Consider the following 21,188-nt stretch of genomic DNA (forward strand, 5'->3'; position numbering starts at 1 on the left):
GACACTCATGCGCGTTACTTCTAAATGGCTGCTTATGTTCTGTGCGCTGGCTTTGACCGGTTGTGCAACCCCTCCACCGAAAAATCCAGATAACCTTTGCAGCATTTTCCGCCAGTATGACGATTGGTATGAAGATGCTGTCGATATGGAAGACGAGTGGGGTACCCCCATTCATATCGCCATGGCGTTTGTGAAACAGGAAAGTGCGTATGTGCATAACGCCTTGCCACCGCGTGATTATATGCTCTGGGTGATCCCATGGGGGCGGGTGAGCAGTGCCTATGGTTACGCACAGGCGCAGGATCCTGCCTGGTCTGATTACCAGAAGGCGACGCGCAACGGAGGTTCCCGTACCGATTTCGGCGATGCCTTGCAGTTTATCGGCTGGTATACCAGCGAAACCCAACGCCAGCTGGGCATTTCAAAATGGGATGCCTACAACCAATATCTGGCTTACCACGAAGGGCGGGGTGGTTTTAAACGCGGTACTTATAAATCGAAACCCAAGGTCATGCAGGTGGCAAGGAAGGTTGAACGTCAGGCTAAAACGTATGGTGGTCAGCTGAGAAGTTGCCGGGAAGAGCTGGAAGATAACCGCAGTTGGTGGCCGTTTTAGGGGCAATAAACCGCCCAGGCAGACAAAACATAGACAGGAAGCGCCTTTCGATGGCGCTTCCTGTTCTAGAGAAATCGCTATCTAAACCCCATCTGGCGTTTGCCAAGATCAGATAAATCATCCACTGTGGCACGTCCCACATAGTTTTTCTCATGGTGCTCCGGCGCAAAATCTGGGCAGCTTTCACCAGCGAGAAACGCGTTGCGTTGTTTGGCAAGGAAGCGGCGGTTTTTTTCGCAATCCGGTGCCGCACCGATAAACAGCACATTGCTGTATCCATCACCATTATGCTTGTCTTCTACGGCATGAATGGTATCCGGGTGCCACCATACCGTATCGCCGGGGTGCATTTTCGGGATAGACAACAGCCCTTTGAGCAATAAAGGGTGCCATTTCGGCGATACTGTTAATGCCCGGCCGGGTGACGCGCCGCAAAGATCATCGTCAGGAACATCATCCTGAATGGCGCGCAGCAGCATGTAGGGCATAGCAAGTGTTGAAGGGACCATTTGCAATGTGCCATCGCCTTTGCCTTGGGCAGTGAGTGCCACCCAGCCCTGAAACGTGCGGAATACACTGCATACCGCTGGTGACGGGTACTCTTCCACGTCGATGCGGTTGGCGCCGTGGAAAGCCTGATACTTCTGCCAGTCGCCCCGGAACACGTCACGGTAAACGTCCCTGTAATGGGGTTCTATCCAGCGTTCAATTGAACCTGAGTCTACGTGGGGAGACAGTCCGAGGGTGGCATCACCCGGTTCTCGGCGGCGGACCCGATCGGCATAGCTCACTTCCAGATCGGGGTTAAAGAAGGTCTTTTCGCCGTCTTGCCATGTCCAGAGGTGATTGAGGTGTTTTCGGACGGTGGCCATATTCGTATGCTGGCGCGCCCAGATCTGGGCTTGTGACCAATAGATCCCAAAAATCTGGGGCTTGTCAGATTTCAATTGGCTGAAGTAATTATCTTCTACTGTTGGGGTGTGTTCATAGTAACCATTATCGATGATGTAACGGGAAATAGCCTCGTTATGGTCACTGACTTCCCCGGCTGGCAATGTGTTGCGGATAATGCAGCAACCGGCGCGGTGAACTTGCCGCCTTTGTTCGTCACAGAATCCCTGCTTTTCGATCTTGGCAAAATCAAATTGTGGAATGGCAGAGCCTCTTGTTTCCTCCTGCCGGATCCGGGCAATTTCCTCCTCCATGGCTTCTGAAATCTGTTGAAATCTGTTTTGGTAATCTGGCACTTGTGCTTTTAATGCTTGTTTGAATTCACGGATCTGCTGGGGAAGATTTTCTGTGGATAGTGTCATACGTCCTCCTTTTGCTACTCAATCGCAGACAAAACCACAATGAAATCAGGGTGTTTATTCTGCGTTTGTCACGTCCTTAAACCATCTTCACATTACTCGTGGTGATGGTGTGATCGAAGGCTGATTTTTAATTTATCTTTTAACCAAACTGCAACCTTGTCTGAACAAATATACTACCTTTATTGGAACGTTCCAGTTTATTTTTTGATCAATTAATGTTTTTTATCGCATATATTTGTAACTGAACGGTAATTTTTCAGGGCGGAATAGTCTGAGCAGGAGTAACGATCGCGTGGCCGTAAACCAGAGAGCGGGATATGGAAGTCCTAAAAAAGCCACAGTGATTGACGTTGCGAAAGCAGCGGGCGTATCAAAGTCGACGGTGTCTTTGGTGCTTCGAGGGGGGAGCGGCGTCAAGGTCGATACCATCGACAAAGTCAATCGTGCTATACGTGAGCTGGGCTATGTCTATAACCGTGATGCAGCGGGGTTAAGAAGCCGTGAGTCCAATCTGGTGGCTATCGTGGCTAATGATCTGGCTAACCCGTATCTGGCGCAGGTGATCATTGCGTTAGAGCAAGAACTGGAACAACAAGGCTATATGCCTGTTGTCGTCAATATCAATGAGAGTGTTGAGCGCCAGCGCACCATGGTGACATCACTGAAAGAACACAATGTGACCGGTTTTTTTATGACTCCGGCACCGGGCACCCAGCCGGAATGGCTAGCGGGGCTGGCCAGTGCTTCTCAGCCTGTGGTGTGCCTGATGCGGGATGTAGAAGGGGCTGGGCTGCCGACAGTGATGCCTGACAACGAGCAGGGTATGTATCTGGCAACGCGCCATCTTATTAGGCTTGGCCACACGCGGCTCGCGTTTGTTGGTGGCGTGACGGCAATTTCAGATTATCACGGGCGTAAGGCGGGTTTTTTGAAAGCGATGCAGGAAGCCGGTTTAACAGTGAAAAGCAGTGACATTGAACCCGGCTCAACCAAGCGTCAAGGCGGTACTGTGGCGATTCACCGGGTGCTTGACAGGGATCCGTCCATCACGGGTGTGATCTGTTTTACCGATGTGATCGCTTATGGCGTGTACAGCGCCTTGCAGGCCAGGGGGTTAACCCCGGGAAAAGATATCGCGGTGGTGGGGTTTGATGATTTGGAGGATAGCCGGTTGATGTCACCAGCCCTAACCACTGTCAGGGTCAGGGCCGGGGACATTGGGCAGATGGCATGTAAATGCTTGCAACAATGGCGAGAGAACCAGAAAGTACCGGAAAATGCTCTTGTGGGTGTGGAGCTTGTGGTTCGTTCGTCATGTTGTTCGGTAGTGGGATAAAGGGCCGGAAGTCTGGCCTTGGTTCCCGGTTTGGAAAGGAAGACTGCTGTAGATTCCCAGGCAATAGAAGCAGGCTGGATAGGTCATTCAGATGGCTTGGGATGACAGATTAACAACAATGGGACAACTATCATGATAAAGAACAACATGATGCAAATCCTGCCGCTCGCAGGTACTTTGCTGTTATCAGCGACTGTCGCTCAGGCAGAAGATGTCGAAGTGCTGCATTGGTGGACGTCTGGCGGTGAAGCTGCAGCGCTGAACGTTCTCAAAGACGATTTGGCAGCTCAGGGGATCGGTTGGCAGGATATGCCTGTTGCTGGTGGCGGTGGCGGGAATGCAATGACTGTATTGCGTGCGCGGGTAACCTCGGGCAATCCCCCCACTGCGGTGCAAATGTTGGGGTTTGATATCCAGGACTGGGCGGCAGAAGATGTGGTGGCTAACCTTAACCGTGTCGCCGATGCCGAAGGCTGGAATACTGTGGTGCCGAATGCGCTGCAAAACTTTGCTAAATACGATGGTAAGTGGGTGTCGGCACCGGTAAATGTGCATTCCACCAACTGGATTTGGGCGAACAAAAAACTGCTGGATGAAGTGGGTGCCAAACAGCCAACCAATTGGGATGAGCTGATTGATACGCTGGATAAACTTAAAGCAGCTGGCTATATCCCACTCGCCCATGGTGGCCAGGCCTGGCAGGATGCCACCATTTTTGACGGTGTGGTGTTGACCACTGGCGGTATCGATTTTTATAGAAAAGCGATGGTCGATCTGAATCCAAAAGCGTTGGGTTCAGACACCATGGTGAAAGTGTTTGATCGCATGTCGCAGCTTCGGGGTTATGTGGACAAAAACTTCCCGGGTCGGGATTGGAACCTGGCATCTGCCATGGTGATTGAAGATAAGGCCGGTATGCAGATCATGGGCGACTGGGCGAAAGGTGAGTTTCTCAAAGCCGGTAAAAAACCGAATGAGGATTTCCTTTGCTTCCGTATGCCGGGCACCCAGGGCATGGTCACGTTCAACTCTGATCAATTCGTGATGTTTGATGTGGGCGACTCTGATGCGCAAAAAGCCATGGCAAAAGCCATCATGTCTCCGGCGTTCCAGTCGGCGTTCAACGTGGTGAAAGGGTCGGTGCCGGCACGTACCGATGTCTCCAACGAAGCGTTTGATGCTTGCGGGCAGAAAGGCATGGCCGATCTGGCAGAAGCCGATAAAAACGACACTCTCGTCGGCAGTATGGCCCATGGACACGCGGCTCCAGCAGCGGTGAAAAATGCGGTCTATGACGTGGTGACCAACCACTTCAATGGCGGTATGGACGCCAGGCAAGCGACAAAAGCACTGGTTGCTGCCGTTCAGGATGCGCAGTAATCCAATAGGGAAGGGGTAAAGCCCTTCCTTTTTTATTCCACATATAGTCGTTTCTCGTCGTTTGAAGGACCAACTATGGCTTCACAAGGAAAGTACAGTTCGCGCCGCTTCTGGCAGCAACTGTTGCCAAAAATTGTTATTGCACCCTCGTTCGCGCTGATCCTGTTTTTTGTGTATGGCTTTATTGCCTGGACAGCCTATATTTCGCTTAGCCGTTCTCGGATGCTCCCCAATTACAATCTGGATGGGATCCGTCCCTATGAAAAACTCTGGAACAGTCTGAACTGGCAGGTGGCACTCGAAAACCTTGCGGTATTCGGCATCCTGTATATTGTGATTTGTTGTGTGCTTGGTCTGTTTCTGGCTATCTTGCTCGACCAGAAAATCCGCTTTGAGGGCGGGCTTCGCCCTGTCTTCCTCTACCCCATGGCGCTGAGCTTTATTGTCACAGGGACTGCCTGGAAGTGGTTCTTAAACCCCGGACTTGGGCTTGAGAAAACCATGCATGAACTGGGGTGGGAAAGCTTCAGTTTTGACTGGCTGATTAATCCTGAGATGGCGATATACACAGTCGTGATAGCCGGCGTGTGGCAAACATCAGGCTTTGTGATGGCGATGTTCCTTGCCGGGCTTCGTGGCATCGACAGTGAAGTGCTGAAAGCGGCGCAGCTTGATGGTGCGTCGTCATTCCAGATGTATCGCCGGATCATCATTCCACAGTTACGGCCTGTGTTTTTGAGTGCCTTTATTGTACTCGCCCATATGGCGATCAAAAGTTATGACCTGGTTATCGCCCTGACGGGCGGCGGGCCGGGCAATGCCACTGAGCTTCCCGCCACGTTTATGTACTCCTACACCTTCTCCCGTAACCAGATGGCGGTGGGGTCGGCGAGTGCCATCGTCATGCTGATGACCATTGCCGCCATCATCGTGCCTTACCTTTACAGCGAGTTGAAGGAGCCGAAGCATGGACAGCATTGATAACAACGCCCCGTTTCAGGGGGCAAAATTCTGGCGGGTGTTGATTTATACCACCTTGCTGGTGTTCGCCTGTATGTACCTGCTGCCGTTGTTTGTGATGCTGGTGACCTCGTTTAAAGAGCTGGATGAAATCCGTCAGGGCAACATGCTGGCACTGCCTCAGGTATGGACCATCGAACCGTGGAAAGCGGCATGGGGTACGGCCTGTATCGGCCTTACCTGTGAGGGAATCAGCGGTTATTTTACCAACTCGATTGCTATTACAGTGCCCGGTGTGTTGCTTTCCACCCTATTGGGGGCGCTCAACGGGTATGTACTGACGAAATGGCGCTTTCCGGGGCACAAATGGGTATTCGGCCTGATGCTGTTTGGCTGTTTCATTCCGTTTCAGGTGGTGCTGGTGCCCATGAGTCAGGTGCTTGGGACACTTGGGATTGCTAACACCACGCCGGGACTGGTGCTGGTTCATGTGGTTTACGGTCTGGGTTTTACCACCTTGTTTTTCCGTAACTATTACGAAGCGTTTCCCAGTGAGCTTATCCGGGCGGCGATGATTGATGGGGCAGGATTCTTTCGCATGTTTTTCCGCATTCTGTTGCCAAGTTCGGGGCCAATCATTGTGGTGACCATCATCTGGCAGTTCACCAATATCTGGAATGACTTTCTTTTCGGGGCATCGTTTGCATCAGGCGATACCGCACCGATTACGGTGGCCCTGAACAACCTGGTGAATTCTTCCACGGGTGTAAAGGAATACAACGTGCACATGGCAGGGGCCATGATTGCAGCGCTGCCTACCCTTTTGGTTTATGTCTTGGCCGGACGCTATTTCGTACGCGGTCTGATGGCGGGTTCAGTAAAAGGATAATGTGAATGGCTTCTTTGACGCTTAATAACGTAAAAAAACGCTTTAGCCATATTGAAGTTTTAAAGGGGATTGATATCGCGATTGATGATGGCGATTTTCTGGTGTTGGTGGGGCCGTCAGGCTGCGGTAAATCGACCTTGCTGAATATGATTGCCGGGCTCGACAGCATCAGCGATGGAGAGGTTTCTATCGGTGATGTGGTGATCAATGACCTGCACCCGGCTGACCGCGACATTGCTATGGTGTTCCAGTCCTATGCGTTGTATCCCAATATGACGGTGGCGCAGAATATCTCGTTTGGTCTGGAAATGCGCAATGTGCCCAAACCTGAACGGGAGCGCAAAATCGGTGAGGTGTCCTCAATGCTGCAAATCGGACACCTGTTAAGCCGCAAACCGGGACAACTGTCTGGTGGCCAGCGCCAGCGGGTTGCCATGGGGCGGGCGTTGGTGCGTGATCCGAAGATCTTCCTGTTCGATGAGCCGTTGTCGAACCTCGATGCCAAACTGCGTGTCGATATGCGCACCGAAATCAAGCGTCTTCACCAGCGCCTGAATGCCACCATTGTCTATGTCACCCACGATCAGATTGAGGCGATGACGCTGGCAACCAAGATAGCAGTGATGAAAGATGGCGAATTGCAACAGCTGGGATCGCCCGCCGAGGTGTATGACGATCCTGCCAATACGTTTGTGGCTACTTTTATGGGAAGCCCGTCAATGAACCTGGTTGACGCCAGGGTACTGGAAGCGGGGGATGGCAGAACCGTGCTCGAGCTGGAAGGGTTTGATGGTGAGCACCAGTCGGTTGTCATTAATACCGGTTTTAAGACACTGTCTTCTTATGTCGGGAAAACCGTCAGTCTCGGTGTGCGCCCTGAAGATATCACTGAACAGGACGGCGGTGAGGGCACATTGCACTGTAAGGTTGATGTCACCGAGCCTACCGGCGCGGATACCTACGTGATTACATCTCTGGGCGGGAAAGAAGTGGTGGCGCGTATGCCGGCGAATGTCGCACTGAATGCTGGCGACATGGCACATCTGGGCTTTAACCCTGAAAAACTGGTGCTGTTTGATGCTGAGAGTGGTAGCCGAATCCGTTAGGTTGTTCTGCTCAACCTAAAAACGCTCCCTGTGGAGCGTTTTTTGTGAGTGAAGAAATGATCAGTTACCGACGTTTAATCCGGAGACTGTTTGTGCCACATTTTCTGCTCCGGAACGAATTTCCTCCATCACGGATGAGGCTTCTGCTATCTGTTGCTGACCTTTCGCTGCGGAGTCTGACACGCTCGCCATTTTGCGCGTGGCTTCTGTCGTCAACTCTCTGTTTTTCTTCACGACCTCGGAGATTTCTGCCGTTGATTGGCTGGTTCTTGCTGCCAATTGGCGGACTTCGTCGGCTACAACAGCAAAACCACGACCTTGATCGCCAGCACGTGCCGCCTCTATCGCGGCATTAAGCGCCAAAAGGTTGGTTTGGTCTGCGATGTCACTGATGGTTGAGAGAATCGCCTCGATATTTTGGGACTGTTCATTGAGCTGCGCAATGGAAGACGCGGTTTCAGCGACTTGCTCTGAAATAGATTGTGAGGTCGACACTGTGTCAGCCAGTACATCAGCACCTTGTTTGGCGATTTGCGACGTTTCTACGGATGTTGAATATGCCACTTCGGCCGCTGAGCGTATCGCTTGCTCTTGCGTGACTTTTTCGGTGATGTTGGTGGCAAATTTCACTACGCGTATTACTTTCCCTTTGCTGTCAAAAACCGGGTTATACGTCGCCCGTAACCAAAGCACGTTGCCCATCGAGTCTATGCGTTCAAACTGGCCTGCTTTAAAGTCGCCCGCAGCAAGTTCACCCCAAAAGCCGGGGTTTTCTTGATAAAAATGGTCGGGACAAAACATGCGATGGTGTTTTCCGACAACTTGATCCAATGCGTAGCCTACAGCCCCGAGGAAGTTAGCGTTCGCCTGAATAATGGTTCCATCGGGTTCAAATTCAATCACGGCCATCGACTTATCTAGTGCTGTAAACACGGCAGATTGGTCATCCAACCGAGTTTTCGCTTTCGTTATATCAGACGCGATCTTCATCACTTCTGTGACTGCGCCGTTCTCTTTGATGGGAAAGTACGTGGCTTCTAGCCAAAGCCGCTCACCTTTGGCGTTGCGCCGGGGGACCTGGCCGCTGATGACTTCACCAGCACGTAGTCGCTCCCAGAATTTTGTGTACTCTGCGCTTTGCGCGTACTCAGGGTCACAAAGCTCTCGGTGATGTTTCCCAACCAGTTCTTCAAGTGTAAAGCCTACAGCGCCCAACAAATGTTGGTTTGCATGCTTAACGACCCCTTCAGGGGTGAAGTAAATGGTTGCAACACTGTTGTTAATGGCTTCTAACACGGCCTTATTGCGGCTACTTTCTTCTTGCAACGCTTCGAATGCTTTCTTGAGTTTCCCGTTAAACATCTTCTTTCCTCAGGTCAAAATGTCGCTGAACACCGACATTTCACATCGTGTGATTTACATCTAAAAATAGTCCACTTTTGATAGATGTGCTAACTACACGCATCTTTAGGCTTAAGAGTGAGAAATTGGGCGGTCAATAAAAAAGCCAGCCGTACGGCTGGCTTAGTAGGAAGTGTTGGGGCGTTTAGGAGTGCAGTTCTTTCGGCACAGGGAGAATTTTCACCTGCTTAATCATATTCTCCGCGACTTCAATGATCTCCATCTGGTGGCCTTCCACCTCAATACTCAAACAATTGGTGGGAATGTCTTCTAAATGTTCCAGTATCAGCCCATTCAGGGTTCTTGGGCCATCAGTGGGCAGGTTCCAGTTGAGGCTCTTGTTCAAATCGCGGATGTTGGCACTGCCTTCAATCATGTAGCTGCCATCGGGTAATGCAGTTATCTCTTCAGCAAGGCTTGGAGAGAGGGAGGTAGTGAACTCACCCACGATCTCTTCGAGAATGTCCTCCAAGGTGACCAGGCCGATGATTTCGCCATACTCATCAACAATCAGACCAATGCGGGACTTGTTACGCTGAAACTTCAGCATCTGCACATTGAGCGGGGTTCCCTCAGGAATGTAGTAGACCTCGTCAGCGGCTCGAAGCAGATTCTCCTTGTTGAACTCGTTTTCCACCATCATGCGATAAGCCTCACGAACCCTCAACATACCGACCACTTCATCGATGGTATCGCGATAGAGCACCATTCGGCCATGTGGGGCGTGGGTAAGCTGTCGCATGATGGCTTTCCAGTCGTCATTCACGTTGATCCCGGTGATTTCGTTACGTGGCACCATGATGTCATCTACGGTGATCTCTTCAAGCTCCAGAATCGACAGCAGCATACTTTGGTGGCGACGCGGGATCAGCCCACCGGCTTCGTTGACCACAGTACGCAGCTCTTCTGAACTTAAATGATCTTTGCCGTCATGACTGGTCGCAAGGCCCATAAGCTTGAGAAAACCATTGGTAATGCCATTTATTATCCACACCAATGGATAAAGCACTTTCATTAGGACATTGAGTAAAAAGCTGCTGGTGTAAGAGACTTTTTCGGGATAGAGCGCGGCGAGCGTCTTAGGGGTGACTTCTGCAAAGACCAGAATAACCAGTGTCAGGCCGCCGGTCGCGATGGCCACGCCAAGATCGCCAAACAGGCGCATACCAAGAATAGTTGCTATCGCAGAAGCCAGGATGTTGACCAGGTTATTACCGATGAGGATCAGGCCAATCAGCCTGTCAGGACGTTCCAGCAATTTTTCTACACGCTTGGCGCCTTTGTGCCCTTGGTTGGATAAGTGCCGAAGCCGGTATCGGTTTAATGCCATCATGCCGGTTTCGGAGCCGGAAAAGTACGCAGAAATAAAGATGAGCAATACCAAAACGGTCGCTAACGTTCCCGTCGATATGTCGTCCAAATTGCAAGTTCCTTCTTGTTTGATTAGCCCTGGGGCTGTTGATCTCAAAAGGTTAACAGCCCCTCATTAAGGGCCAGAATTACTTCAGCTGTCAAACCCAATGCTAAAAATACAACATGATTGTCACGCGGCGATGATGATCTCGCGGACAAACCGGCTGCCAAAATAAGCAAGGGTGAGCAAGAATGCGCCCACAATGCTGATCCAAATGATGCGGCGTCCCCGCCAGCCTGATTGATAATGGCCCCAAAGTAGCACGCCATACACTACCCAAGCCATGGTCGAGAGCGATGCCTTGTGTGCTTTGCCTTGAGCAATCATATCCTGAACAAAGACAAGGCCAGTCAACAGGGTGAGGGTCAGCAGGATTTCTCCGATAAGGATGATATTGAACAGTTGCCGTTCTACGGCCATTAATGGTGGCAGGTTTGGGTTCATCACCCGTTTCTTTTTGTGTTTGAGCTGATGGTCAAGCCAGGCCAGCTGAATGGCGTACAGGGTGGCAATCATCAGCGTGGAATAAGAGAATAGCGCCAGCGAGATGTGAACCAGTACTTCTGGCTGCGCTTCCAGGTGGGTAATAAAGGCGCCGGGAAGCACGGTGGCTGCTGTTAGATTAATGGCCGAAAAACTATAGACCACAGGCAGAAGCACCCAGATACGCATTTTGAACATTAAACCGGTCGTGATGATCGCAACAATAAAGCTGATCAGCGAGGCAACATTTAGAATGCTGAGGTTTTGCCCACTCCCGGCAAAGATCAGATCAGATAATAGATAGACATGAAGCGCCAACGCGCCGGCAGCACTCAAAAAGACGTTACGCGCCGGGATCTGGTTTGGGCCGGACAAGCCGGGAATAATTTGCATAAGTGCTGCAAAGTACAGCAGGGCAGCAGTAAGTGCTAAGAAAATATCCATGTGCCTTTCAACAACATCGCGTCAAAAAGAAAGCCTTCAGTATACCCTGTGCAATTGAGAGCCGCTATCAACGCGCGCCGATCTTTAGGATGTAAACCTGTCTTATCCATTGCAAATACCACCAAAAACCCCCGCTATCCTTTTAAAACTATCGGTGATGCCAGCATGTAAGCAAGAGCAATAATGAGATATAATCGCGCCAATTTTTGTTTATTGCCACCTGACAGGGTTTGGTCACGTGGTACTGTCGCGTAGATAAGCGAGTAAGACATGTTTGAAAACTTAACAGATCGTCTATCCCGCACGCTGAAGAACATCAGCGGTCGTGGTCGCCTCACTGAAGACAATATAAAAGAGACCCTGCGCGAAGTGCGCATGGCGCTACTGGAAGCAGATGTCGCGTTGCCGGTAGTGCGTGACTTTGTGAAGAAGGTAAAAGAAAGTGCCGTGGGCCTAGAAGTTTCAAAGAGCCTGACGCCAGGACAGGAATTCATCAAGATTGTCCAGTTTGAACTGGAAGCGGTGATGGGAGCGTCCAACGCAGAGCTGAATTTGGCCACACAGCCACCGGCGGTAGTGCTGATGGCGGGTTTGCAGGGTGCCGGTAAAACCACCAGTGTTGGTAAGCTGGGTAAGATGCTCAAAGAGCGTCATAAGAAGAAAGTGTTGGTGGTCTCTGCTGACGTTTACCGTCCTGCGGCAATCAAACAACTGGAAACCCTGGCAGGTGATGTTGGCATCGATTTCTTCCCATCAACACCGGATCAGAAGCCGGTAGAGATCGCGAAAGCGGCACTTAATCATGGCAAACTGAAATTCTATGACGTCGTTATCGTCGATACCGCAGGCCGCCTGCACGTTGATGAAGAGATGATGGATGAGATCAAAGACATCCATGCAGCCATCAATCCGGTTGAAACCCTGTTTGTTGTGGATGCCATGACAGGTCAGGATGCGGCGAATACGGCGAAAGCATTTAATGATGCACTTCCATTGACGGGTGTGGTTCTGACCAAAGTGGATGGTGACGCACGTGGTGGTGCGGCGTTATCTGTCCGACATATCACCGGCAAACCTATCAAGTTCCTAGGTGTGGGTGAGAAAACTGACGCACTGGAACCTTTCCACCCAGACCGCGTTGCCAGCCGCATCCTCGGCATGGGTGATGTGCTGTCGCTGATTGAAGAGCTCGAGCGTAATGTTGATAAAGACAAAGCTGAGCAGTTGGCGAAGAAGTTCAAAGAAAAGAAAGGGTTCGATCTTCAGGACTTCCGTGACCAGCTTCAGCAGATGAAGAACATGGGCGGTATGATGGGCATGCTGGACAAGTTGCCGGGGATGTCAAACCTGTCTGATGATGTGAAAAACCAGGTAGACGATAAAATCTTCGTTCAGATGGAAGCCATCATAAACTCCATGACCCCGAAAGAACGTGCGCGTCCAGATCTCATCAAAGGTTCACGTAAAAAGCGTATTGCTGCCGGGTCAGGTACCCAGGTTCAGGATGTTAACCGCCTGCTTAAACAGTTTACCCAGATGCAGAAAATGATGAAGAAGATGCAAAAGGGTGGCATGAAGAACATGATGCGCAATATGAAAAGTATGATGGGCGGTGGGATGTTCCCACGCTAACCCTCTTAGAGAACCTAAAAATTGGCGGGTCTGGAAAGGCCTGCCATTAATCAATAAAGCGACGGAATCGCTAAGTGACTGAAGTATAATCATGGCTGGTGCTTTTTTAGCTAAAGCAGTTGCATTCGATCACAGAAAGCGTAAAATTCCGGAGCTTTATTTTGGCACGAGGCCCCGTATTAGCGCGGGGCCAATTTAATTTAGTAATGCAAAGAGGACGATATGGTAACCATTCGTTTGGCACGTCACGGCGCTAAAAAGCGTCCATTCTATCAAATCGTTGTTGCAGACAGCCGCCAAGCGCGCGACGGTCGCTTCATCGAGAAAGTAGGCTTTTTCAACCCAGTTGCACAGGGTCAAGAAGAGAAACTGCGCCTGGACCTGGACCGCGTTAACCACTGGGTTGGCGAAGGTGCGGCTGTTTCTGACCGCGTAGCTAAGCTGATCAAAGACGCGGCTAAAGCTGCTTAATTGATCAGTGTCAGGGTTGAAAGAAAAAAGACATGAGTGAGCAAGAAAAGGTTGTAGTAGGCAAGCTAGGTGCTTCTTATGGCATCCGTGGCTGGCTCAAAGTTTTTTCTTACACTGAAAACGCTGAAAACATCTTTAGCTACTCACCTTGGTTTATCAAAGTGCGTGGCGAGTGGCAGGAATTCAGTCTTGAAGACTGGAAACGTCACAATCAGGGGTATGTCGGTAAATTGAAAGGTCTGGATCAGCGTGAAGACGCCCAGGCGCTGACCAATGCCGAAATCGCGATCAACGCAGAAGTATTGCCTGAGCTGTCAGATGAAGAATTCTACTGGCGTGAGCTCTTCGGAATGGAAGTGGTGACCACTAAAGGGTATAACCTAGGTAAAGTCACAGACATTCTGGAAACCGGCTCTAACGATGTGTTAGTGGTTCAAGCGAACCCCAAAGATGCTTTTGGCCAGAAGGAACGTTTAATACCGTTCCTCGATGGGCAAGTCATCAAGTCGATTGATCGCTCTGCTCAACGGATCGAAGTTGACTGGGATCCTGGATTTTAATTCCCCCAGTAACATGTAAAGCAATAGGAGCGGAAAAATGTGGGTTGGTATTATCAGCCTTTTTCCTGAAATGTTCCGTGCTGTTACTGAATTTGGGGTAACTGGCCAGGCGGTAAAAAAAGGCCTGCTCGAGGTAGAAACGTGGAATCCCCGCGATTTTACCCACGACAAACACCGGACGGTTGATGACCGCCCATATGGTGGAGGCCCGGGCATGTTGATGATGGTACAGCCTTTGCGTGATGCCATTCACACTGCCAAGAAAGCCGCTGATGGCAAGGCGAAAGTGATTTACCTTTCACCTCAAGGCCGAAAGCTTGACCAAGCTGGGGTCGAGGAGCTGGCGCAGAACGAGAAGCTGATTCTTATCTGTGGACGCTATGAAGGGGTAGATGAGCGCATTATACAAACCGAAGTCGATGAAGAATGGTCTATCGGGGATTTTGTGCTCAGTGGTGGTGAACTGCCAGCCATGACCTTGGTTGACGCGGTTGCCCGGTTTGTGCCGGGTGTCCTCGGAGACTTTGCGTCAGCGGAAGAAGATTCTTTCGCCAATGGTTTGTTGGATTGTCCCCACTACACGCGTCCTGAGGTGTTGGACGGATTAGAGGTACCTTCGGTACTGAAGTCCGGAAACCATAAGGACATTCGCCGCTGGCGATTGAAACAATCGCTGGGCCGTACCTGGCTCAGAAGACCAGAGCTCCTGGAAAACCTAGCTCTGACTGACGAACAGGAATTACTGCTTGCTGAGTTCATCAATGAACACAGTCAAGTACCTAAAGATATTTAGTATCAGTTTATTCTAGGGTATAGAAAATGAGTAACATCATCAAAGCGCTCGAAGAAGAGCAACTAAAGAAAGACGTTCCTGAATTCAAAGTGGGTGACACTGTTGTTGTTCAGGTTAAAGTAAAAGAAGGTGAACGTACGCGTCTGCAGGCCTATGAAGGTGTTGTAATCGCAAAACGTAACCGTGGTCTACATTCTGCCTTCACCGTTCGTAAAATCTCTAACGGTGAAGGCGTTGAGCGTGTATTCCAAACTCACTCACCAGTTGTTGACAGCATTACTGTTAAACGCCGCGGTGCAGTACGTCGTGCCAAACTGTACTACCTGCGTGAGCGTTCTGGTAAGGCAGCTCGTATCAAAGAGCGTCTGGCTAAGAAATAATCGCTCCGGCGTTTACCTCCCGAAAGGGACAGAAAGCCCGCCTGTAAAGGTGGGCTTTTTCTTTTTTAAACAAGAGGGTGCATGCAATAATGCCAGCGTTACACAGGAGAGATAACGTGCAGTACGATTGGATTTTATTTGACGCTGATGAAACCTTGTTTTCCTTTGATGCCCTCGCGGGCCTCAAAACCATGTTCAACGAAATGGACGTGGATTTTACCGAGCAGGATTTTGCGGAGTATGAAGCTGTGAACAAGCCACTTTGGGTGAAATACCAGAATGGTGAAATTACCGCGAAACAACTTCAGGAAGAAAGGTTTATGGTGTGGGCAAACCGGTTGGACATCGCACCGGCTGAACTTAACCGCCGTTTCCTGAAGGCGATGGCGGATGTGTGCCAGCCGCTGGATGGTGTTCGAGAAATACTGCCTTTGTTGGCGCAAAAAGCGAAGCTTGGCATCATCACCAACGGCTTTGTACAGCTCCAACAAATCCGCCTTGAAAAAACCGGCCTGCGTGAATATTTCGAGTGGGTGGTGATTTCAGAGGAAGTCGGGGTGACAAAGCCGGATGTGGCAATTTTCGAGCATGCTTTCCAGTTGATGGGATACCCTGACAAAGCGCGTATCCTGATGGTGGGTGACAATGCTGACTCTGATATCCGCGGCGGTATCAATGCGGGTATTGATACCTGCTGGCTAAATGTTGATGGCAAATCCTTGCCTGAAGATATTGAGCCAACGTTTATTGCAACTTCATGGGCAGAAATACGCGCCCGGCTTCTTGGCTAACCGTCATGATGGCGGGTAACTTTCCCGCCATTTCTCAATTTCTTAGTATGCGTTTGCTTCCATAAATCCAGCATTTCATCCCCGGTTTCAAACTTAGGACACCGTTTCCCGCCAAGTCACGCTTCACTCTTTGCATATCAATGACTTCACTACACAGCATCTCATTGAACAAAACGATAGAGGAGAGTGGCTATGGAACCGTCTGAAACATTGCATAAACAACTGGCTGATGGCTTACTTCAGAGCTGGACCGCTATCATTGAGCGAAAAGATCGTGAAAACTGGATACTCCTTTTGCTCTGGGGTGTGGTGAGTATTGTTGCCGGTATCATGACATTCACCATGCCCGGGATCACAGCGATCGCATTGCTGTTTTATATCGCTATCTGGGCAATTGCCAAAGGCGTGCTGGAAATGATTGCTGCAATCCGTCTTCGCAAAGAGATTGCTGGGGAGTGGCTACTTATTCTGGGTGGCATCTTCTCCATTGTATTTGGGGGATTTTTGATGGCTAACCCGGCTGCTGGCGCGGTGGCAATAATCTGGGTGATTGCTACCTATGCCTTTGTGTTTGGCGCTGTGTTTGCGGCGTTATCTTTGAAACTGAGAGGGCTAAAGCATACTTCGTCTCTTTGACGGTGGACTGCGTACCAACAGGTACTGAACTGTTGGTATAAATGAATGGTATAAAACAGCGATTAGCTGGTCGTTGGTGAACCGGGAGGTTTTAGACCCGCGAAGCTTGGATCGTAAAATAGATAGGAATCATAGAAGACCGGAAAATCTGATTTCGTATACTTTACTTTACATATTTTTTTCCGTGGAACGGTGTAACAAATTCTTACATCTAGGGTTATGTTGACTATTTGTCTTTGAATGTAAGAAATAATTTACAATGTTGATTTTTCTTTACATATTCTTGCAATCATCTTTGAGGTTGTTATTGTATGGGCAGTTGCACGATCAATAACCATTTTACGTGCGAAAAACATTGTAGAGGACATTTGTCATGGAAAGAGATCTGCTCACTAATATTCACATTCAGGACGAAACTGTTCTGATCACCCCAGATCAACTGCGTAAAAAACTGCCAGTCAAAGAAGAGACTCTGGCCTTTATTTCCAAGGCTCGCCAGGAAATCGCTAATATTATCCATAAGAAAGATCACCGTCTTTTGGTGGTATGTGGGCCATGTTCGATTCACGACACCGACGCGGCGATTGAATATGCTAAAAAACTCAAAGTGCTTGCTGAGGTTTTAAATGATCAGATTTATATCGTGATGCGTGTGTACTTTGAAAAGCCGCGTACAACCGTTGGCTGGAAAGGTCTGATTAACGATCCAAACCTTGATGGATCCTTTGATGTTGAAGCTGGTCTACACAAAGCGCGTGAACTGTTGATCACTCTGGCGGACATGGAATTGCCGTTGGCGACAGAAGCCTTGGATCCTATCAGTCCCCAGTATATTGGCGATTTGTTCAGCTGGGCGGCGATTGGTGCACGCACTACGGAATCTCAAACCCACCGTGAGATGGCAAGTGGCCTGTCTATGCCAATTGGTTTTAAAAATGGCACAGATGGTAGCCTGTCTACCGCCATCAATGCGATGAAGGCCGCTGCATCTGGCCACCGTTTTATGGGTATAAATAAAGAAGGCCAGGTCGCATTGCTCACCACACAGGGAAATCCCGATGGTCATGTGATCCTGCGTGGCGGTAAGCAAACTAATTATGATTCTGTCTCCGTCGCTGAATGTGAAAATGAGATGAAAGAAGCAGGGCTTGAGGTGTCACTGATGGTAGACTGCAGCCATGCCAACTCTCGAAAAGATTTCCGTCGCCAGCCGCTTGTTGCAGAGGATGTTTTCCATCAAATCCGTGAAGGGAATCGCTCTATTATTGGCTTGATGATTGAAAGCAATATCAACGAAGGGAATCAGTCGGCTGATTTGCCGAAAGAAGAGATGGCCTATGGGGTGTCAATCACAGATGCATGTATTGGCTGGCAGGATACGGAAAACCTGTTGCGCCGCGCCCATGATGAACTGACCCCTTTCCTGGAACAGCGTTTAAAAGGAAACTAAGCCTCATGGTTGCAGAGTTGACCCATCTTCGGGACCAGATTGACGACGTCGATAAGCAGATGGTCGAATTGCTTGCCCGCCGCTTGGCTCTGGTGGCGGAAGTGGGCGAGGTGAAAAGTAAACACGGTTTACCTATTTATGCACCGGATAGGGAAGCGGCTATGTTGGCTTCTCGCCGTGAAGAAGCCGCATCTAAAGGCGTTCCTCCGGATCTGATTGAAGATATTTTGCGCCGGACCATGCGTGAGTCTTATGCCAGCGAAAATGACTCTGGCTTTAAATGCCTGAACCCTGATCTGCGCTCTATCGTGGTGGTTGGTGGCAATGGTCAACTGGGTAATGTGTTCTGTAAGTTGTTCCGCCTTTCGGGCTACAACGTCAAAGTACTGGGATCGCAGGATTGGCATAAAGCCGATGAAATGCTGAGCGATGCCGGTATGGTGGTGATCACGGTGCCTATCAACAAAACCGATAGCGTGATCCGCTCTTTGAGTAAATTGCCGGATGACTGTCTGCTGGCCGACCTTACATCGATTAAAAGTGAACCCCTGCAAGCCATGCTGGAATCTCATAAAGGTCCAGTTGTGGGGTTGCACCCCATGTTTGGTCCGGATATTTCCAGTCTCGCTAAACAGGTGATTGTCTATTGTGACGGCCGTAACCCGGAAGCCTACCAGTGGCTGTTAGAGCAGTTCCGCATCTGGGGGGCGAGCCTGCATCGTATCAGTGCGATTGAGCACGATCAGGGCATGACGCTGATCCAGGCGCTACGCCACTTCACTTCCTTTGTCTATGGCCTGCATCTGGCAGAAGAAAATGCCAATCTGGAGCAGCTGACTGCCCTCAGTTCGCCCATTTACCGCCTGGAACTGGCAATGGTGGGCAGGTTATTCGCACAGGATGCACAGCTGTATGGTGACATCATCATGTCATCAACCCAGAATATTGACATGATCAAACGCTTTCACGCGCGCTTTGGTGAAGCCATTAAGTTGTTGGATAAACAGGATAAAGATGGGTTTATCACAGCGTTCAACCAGGTGGAAAACTGGTTTGGTGATTTTGCACCACGCTTTATGAAAGAAAGCCAGAACCTGCTGCGTCAGGCCAATGACACCACCCATCGTGGGTAATCATTCTGCCAAAAGACAAGGAGCTGAATTGGCTTCTTGTCTGTTTCTGGAGTCGAATACCTTTAAACATCGATTTCCGTCGGGGCGACATTTTCTATCGGGTAGGAGCCGAGCACCTTGATATAACGGGTGATCTTGGTGAGCTCTTCCAATGCATCTTTCATTACATCTGTGCGCATGTTGCCTTCGACATCGACATAGAACATCTCTTCCCATGGGTTACCCAGCACAGGGCGGGACTCCAGTTTAGTCATATTGATACCGTGGTTTCGAAGTACCAGCAGACATTCCACCAATGAGCCTGCAGTTTGGCCGGTTGACATAATAAAGGTCGTTTTGGCCGGGATAAGGGCGGTTACTTCCACCGGTTTTCTGGCAACCACGATAAAACGCGTGTGATTTTCCTGTTGGTTGGCAATCCCAAATTTCAAAGGCTTCAGACCATACAATTCACCACTGGAAGCATTACCGATTGCGGCCACATTGGGTTTAGCAATGGCGGCAACTTCTTTCATCGCTTCCGCTGTGCTTGAGCAATATTCCTGCTTGATATCACCTAACGATCGCACAAACTCGCTGCATTGCTGGTGTGGCTGGGGGTGCGAGTAAAGCACATCAATTTTATCAATCTCTGTGTCTACCGCGGTCAGCAGGCAATGCTCGATCGGCTGGGTAATTTCGCCAACAATCGACAAGCGTGTATGTTGAAGCTGGTCGTACACATCGTTGATCGAGCCTGAACTGGTGTTTTCAATCGGCAGTACACCGTAATCGGCATTTCCGGTTTCCACCATCTCCAGCACGTCCTTAAAACTCTGGCACTGGATCTCAGCTAGTTTGGTGTGCTTGCGGGCAAAGAAGTTGCGGGCAGCAAGGTTGGAGTATGATCCTTTCCCGCCAAGAAATGAGACACGCGCAAGAGGTTGTTCATTTTCTGGGTTTGCTAAGCGTTGAAGGAATGCCTGTTGGTACAGTACAGAATCTTCAATGATGGTATGGAATATTTTGGTTACGTATTGAGGATCTAAATCATGGCTTTTACCCTCTGCAACCAGCCTTTCCAAAAGTACTTGTTCACGCTCAATATCACGAACCGGTTTTTGTGTCTGGATTTTACTCTTGGCCACTTCGAGGCTGAGTTTGCGCCGCTCGGCTAACAGCGACAACAGTTCCTGGTCAATGCGGCTGACGTTAGTCCTTATTTCGTCCAGTGACAGTGTTGGTTTGTTCATTCCTTGTTCCTGCTCATTCTATTTAGCGCTCGGGAGTCTGTGACTGACCCTGAAAAAAAGCCTCCCTGCGTGAGGGAGGCTTCTCGGGAATCTTTCGTTATCAATATATGCCCTTACACCCCACCTCATCAGAAATGGAAAAAGAAACGGGGGGAAGTGAAGCGGTTAAGCGTCATCAATACAGTATTTTGTTGGTTCGATTATTGTTCAACCATATTGTCACGGTGTTATCATGTCAAGACGAATCAGCCCCGCACGGAGCGGGGCTGACTGATTTAATTTTCTGACGTGATTAAAGTGCTTCAGATTCCTCCTCCGGCACTTCCACCTCAGCGTGACTTGCACGGCGCGCTTCGCCTTTGTGAACCTGTTTATTCAGCTGTTTCTCCAGTTTTTGGCCCACTTCATTGATGGCGGCATACATGTCTTCATGCTCTGCGGAGGCAATCAGCTTCGCTCCGGGTACAGACACGTCTGCTTCGATTTTAAACTTATTGCCGGGTTCTTCACTGATCACAGCATGAGGATTAATGAGAGCAACTTGCCATTTCTCCAGCTTTTCAAACCGAGTAGTAATGCGATCGCGAATGGCTGTAGTGATGTCGATATTTTTACCAGTAATTTCTACTCTCATAGGTGTTTCCTCTTTTGCTTGCCCTTTGCTGGGCTCACTTTCAGATTACGTTTCTGGTGAGGAAATAATGTGATCAATATCACTTTTATGCTACGAGTTTTTAGCGGTCGAATGAATTGTGATCCTGTGTTTAA

Annotated in this window: 21 protein-coding genes and 1 pseudogene; 15 read left to right on the forward strand and 7 right to left on the reverse strand. The window is 49.7% G+C overall.

Going from position 1 to position 21,188, the window contains the following annotated elements; all coding sequences use genetic code 11:
• Nucleotides 1-7 precede the first annotated feature (7 nt).
• Entirely contained in the window at nucleotides 8-616 is a 609-nt protein-coding gene (locus AC6IB1_RS04780; protein ID WP_497568027.1) for a transglycosylase SLT domain-containing protein, read from the forward strand.
• 77 nt (nucleotides 617-693) lie between these two features.
• Here AC6IB1_RS04780 and AC6IB1_RS04785 read toward each other — a convergent pair whose 3' ends face one another.
• The gene (locus tag AC6IB1_RS04785; RefSeq protein WP_497568028.1) at nucleotides 694-1,929 is read right to left on the reverse strand and encodes a YbiU family protein; all 1,236 of its coding nucleotides are present in this window, start codon (nucleotides 1,927-1,929) and stop codon (nucleotides 694-696) included.
• Between the two features lie 292 nt (nucleotides 1,930-2,221).
• Here AC6IB1_RS04785 and AC6IB1_RS04790 point away from each other — a divergent pair, with 292 nt between their 5' ends.
• The 5 genes from AC6IB1_RS04790 (at nucleotide 2,222) to AC6IB1_RS04810 (ending at nucleotide 7,600) form a co-directional block, all read left to right on the forward strand.
• Entirely contained in the window at nucleotides 2,222-3,265 is a 1,044-nt protein-coding gene (locus tag AC6IB1_RS04790; RefSeq protein WP_497568029.1) for a LacI family DNA-binding transcriptional regulator, read from the forward strand.
• Nucleotides 3,266-3,397: 132 nt separating this feature from the next.
• The gene (locus AC6IB1_RS04795; RefSeq protein WP_497568030.1) at nucleotides 3,398-4,645 is read left to right on the forward strand and encodes an ABC transporter substrate-binding protein; all 1,248 of its coding nucleotides are present in this window, start codon (nucleotides 3,398-3,400) and stop codon (nucleotides 4,643-4,645) included.
• 75 nt (nucleotides 4,646-4,720) lie between these two features.
• Nucleotides 4,721-5,626 (forward strand): carbohydrate ABC transporter permease, encoded by a 906-nt coding sequence (locus AC6IB1_RS04800; RefSeq protein ID WP_497568031.1) that lies wholly within the window; start codon nucleotides 4,721-4,723, stop codon nucleotides 5,624-5,626.
• Nucleotides 5,613-6,494, forward strand: a complete 882-nt coding sequence (locus AC6IB1_RS04805) for a carbohydrate ABC transporter permease (protein ID WP_497568032.1) — start codon at nucleotides 5,613-5,615, stop codon at nucleotides 6,492-6,494. The genes AC6IB1_RS04800 and AC6IB1_RS04805 overlap by 14 nt, the downstream gene beginning before the upstream one ends.
• A gap of 5 nt (nucleotides 6,495-6,499) precedes the next feature.
• Complete coding sequence (locus AC6IB1_RS04810) at nucleotides 6,500-7,600, forward strand: ABC transporter ATP-binding protein (protein WP_497568033.1); 1,101 nt, start codon at nucleotides 6,500-6,502, stop codon at nucleotides 7,598-7,600.
• 60 nt (nucleotides 7,601-7,660) lie between these two features.
• Here AC6IB1_RS04810 and AC6IB1_RS04815 read toward each other — a convergent pair whose 3' ends face one another.
• The 4 genes and pseudogenes from AC6IB1_RS04815 to AC6IB1_RS04830 all read right to left on the reverse strand — a co-directional run bounded on the left by AC6IB1_RS04815 (nucleotide 7,661) and on the right by AC6IB1_RS04830 (nucleotide 11,342).
• Entirely contained in the window at nucleotides 7,661-8,164 is a 504-nt protein-coding gene (locus AC6IB1_RS04815) for a methyl-accepting chemotaxis protein (RefSeq protein ID WP_497569089.1), read from the reverse strand.
• A 30-nt stretch (nucleotides 8,165-8,194) separates the two neighbouring features.
• Nucleotides 8,195-8,962 (reverse strand): annotated as a pseudogene (locus AC6IB1_RS04820) (PAS domain-containing protein); the annotation flags it as partial.
• 184 nt (nucleotides 8,963-9,146) lie between these two features.
• Nucleotides 9,147-10,421 carry an HlyC/CorC family transporter gene (locus AC6IB1_RS04825; RefSeq protein WP_497568034.1) on the reverse strand — a complete coding sequence of 425 codons (1,275 nt, stop codon included), beginning with the start codon at nucleotides 10,419-10,421 and terminating at the stop codon, nucleotides 9,147-9,149.
• Between the two features lie 123 nt (nucleotides 10,422-10,544).
• Nucleotides 10,545-11,342 (reverse strand): cytochrome C assembly family protein, encoded by a 798-nt coding sequence (locus tag AC6IB1_RS04830; RefSeq protein WP_497568035.1) that lies wholly within the window; start codon nucleotides 11,340-11,342, stop codon nucleotides 10,545-10,547.
• Between the two features lie 270 nt (nucleotides 11,343-11,612).
• Between AC6IB1_RS04830 and ffh the strand changes: the two genes are divergently transcribed.
• The 9 genes from ffh (at nucleotide 11,613) to tyrA (ending at nucleotide 19,188) form a co-directional block, all read left to right on the forward strand.
• The gene (ffh, locus tag AC6IB1_RS04835; RefSeq protein ID WP_497568036.1) at nucleotides 11,613-12,974 is read left to right on the forward strand and encodes a signal recognition particle protein; all 1,362 of its coding nucleotides are present in this window, start codon (nucleotides 11,613-11,615) and stop codon (nucleotides 12,972-12,974) included.
• A 222-nt stretch (nucleotides 12,975-13,196) separates the two neighbouring features.
• Nucleotides 13,197-13,445 (forward strand): 30S ribosomal protein S16, encoded by a 249-nt coding sequence (rpsP, locus tag AC6IB1_RS04840; protein WP_002540065.1) that lies wholly within the window; start codon nucleotides 13,197-13,199, stop codon nucleotides 13,443-13,445.
• 32 nt (nucleotides 13,446-13,477) lie between these two features.
• Complete coding sequence (gene rimM / locus AC6IB1_RS04845; protein WP_497568037.1) at nucleotides 13,478-14,005, forward strand: ribosome maturation factor RimM; 528 nt, start codon at nucleotides 13,478-13,480, stop codon at nucleotides 14,003-14,005.
• A 37-nt stretch (nucleotides 14,006-14,042) separates the two neighbouring features.
• Nucleotides 14,043-14,798: a tRNA (guanosine(37)-N1)-methyltransferase TrmD gene (trmD, locus tag AC6IB1_RS04850; RefSeq protein WP_497568038.1), complete on the forward strand. Its 756-nt coding sequence runs from the start codon at nucleotides 14,043-14,045 to the stop codon at nucleotides 14,796-14,798.
• Nucleotides 14,799-14,824: 26 nt separating this feature from the next.
• Entirely contained in the window at nucleotides 14,825-15,178 is a 354-nt protein-coding gene (gene rplS, locus AC6IB1_RS04855; protein WP_497568039.1) for a 50S ribosomal protein L19, read from the forward strand.
• Between the two features lie 116 nt (nucleotides 15,179-15,294).
• A complete protein-coding gene (yjjG, locus tag AC6IB1_RS04860; protein ID WP_497568040.1) occupies nucleotides 15,295-15,969 on the forward strand; it encodes a pyrimidine 5'-nucleotidase in 675 nt (224 codons plus the stop codon).
• A 192-nt stretch (nucleotides 15,970-16,161) separates the two neighbouring features.
• The gene (locus AC6IB1_RS04865; RefSeq protein ID WP_497568041.1) at nucleotides 16,162-16,605 is read left to right on the forward strand and encodes an HdeD family acid-resistance protein; all 444 of its coding nucleotides are present in this window, start codon (nucleotides 16,162-16,164) and stop codon (nucleotides 16,603-16,605) included.
• A gap of 373 nt (nucleotides 16,606-16,978) precedes the next feature.
• Nucleotides 16,979-18,055, forward strand: a complete 1,077-nt coding sequence (locus tag AC6IB1_RS04870) for a 3-deoxy-7-phosphoheptulonate synthase (protein ID WP_497568042.1) — start codon at nucleotides 16,979-16,981, stop codon at nucleotides 18,053-18,055.
• Nucleotides 18,056-18,060: 5 nt separating this feature from the next.
• A complete protein-coding gene (gene tyrA, locus AC6IB1_RS04875) occupies nucleotides 18,061-19,188 on the forward strand; it encodes a bifunctional chorismate mutase/prephenate dehydrogenase (RefSeq protein ID WP_497568043.1) in 1,128 nt (375 codons plus the stop codon).
• Nucleotides 19,189-19,250: 62 nt separating this feature from the next.
• Here the strand turns inward: tyrA and pheA are convergent, their stop codons facing one another.
• Both pheA and hpf read right to left on the reverse strand, forming a co-directional pair.
• Nucleotides 19,251-20,420, reverse strand: a complete 1,170-nt coding sequence (gene pheA, locus AC6IB1_RS04880; protein WP_497568044.1) for a prephenate dehydratase — start codon at nucleotides 20,418-20,420, stop codon at nucleotides 19,251-19,253.
• A 292-nt stretch (nucleotides 20,421-20,712) separates the two neighbouring features.
• Nucleotides 20,713-21,054 (reverse strand): ribosome hibernation-promoting factor, HPF/YfiA family, encoded by a 342-nt coding sequence (hpf, locus tag AC6IB1_RS04885; RefSeq protein ID WP_497568045.1) that lies wholly within the window; start codon nucleotides 21,052-21,054, stop codon nucleotides 20,713-20,715.
• Nucleotides 21,055-21,188 lie beyond the last annotated feature (134 nt).

It is taken from the genome of Grimontia sp. THUN1695 (assembly GCF_059704325.2).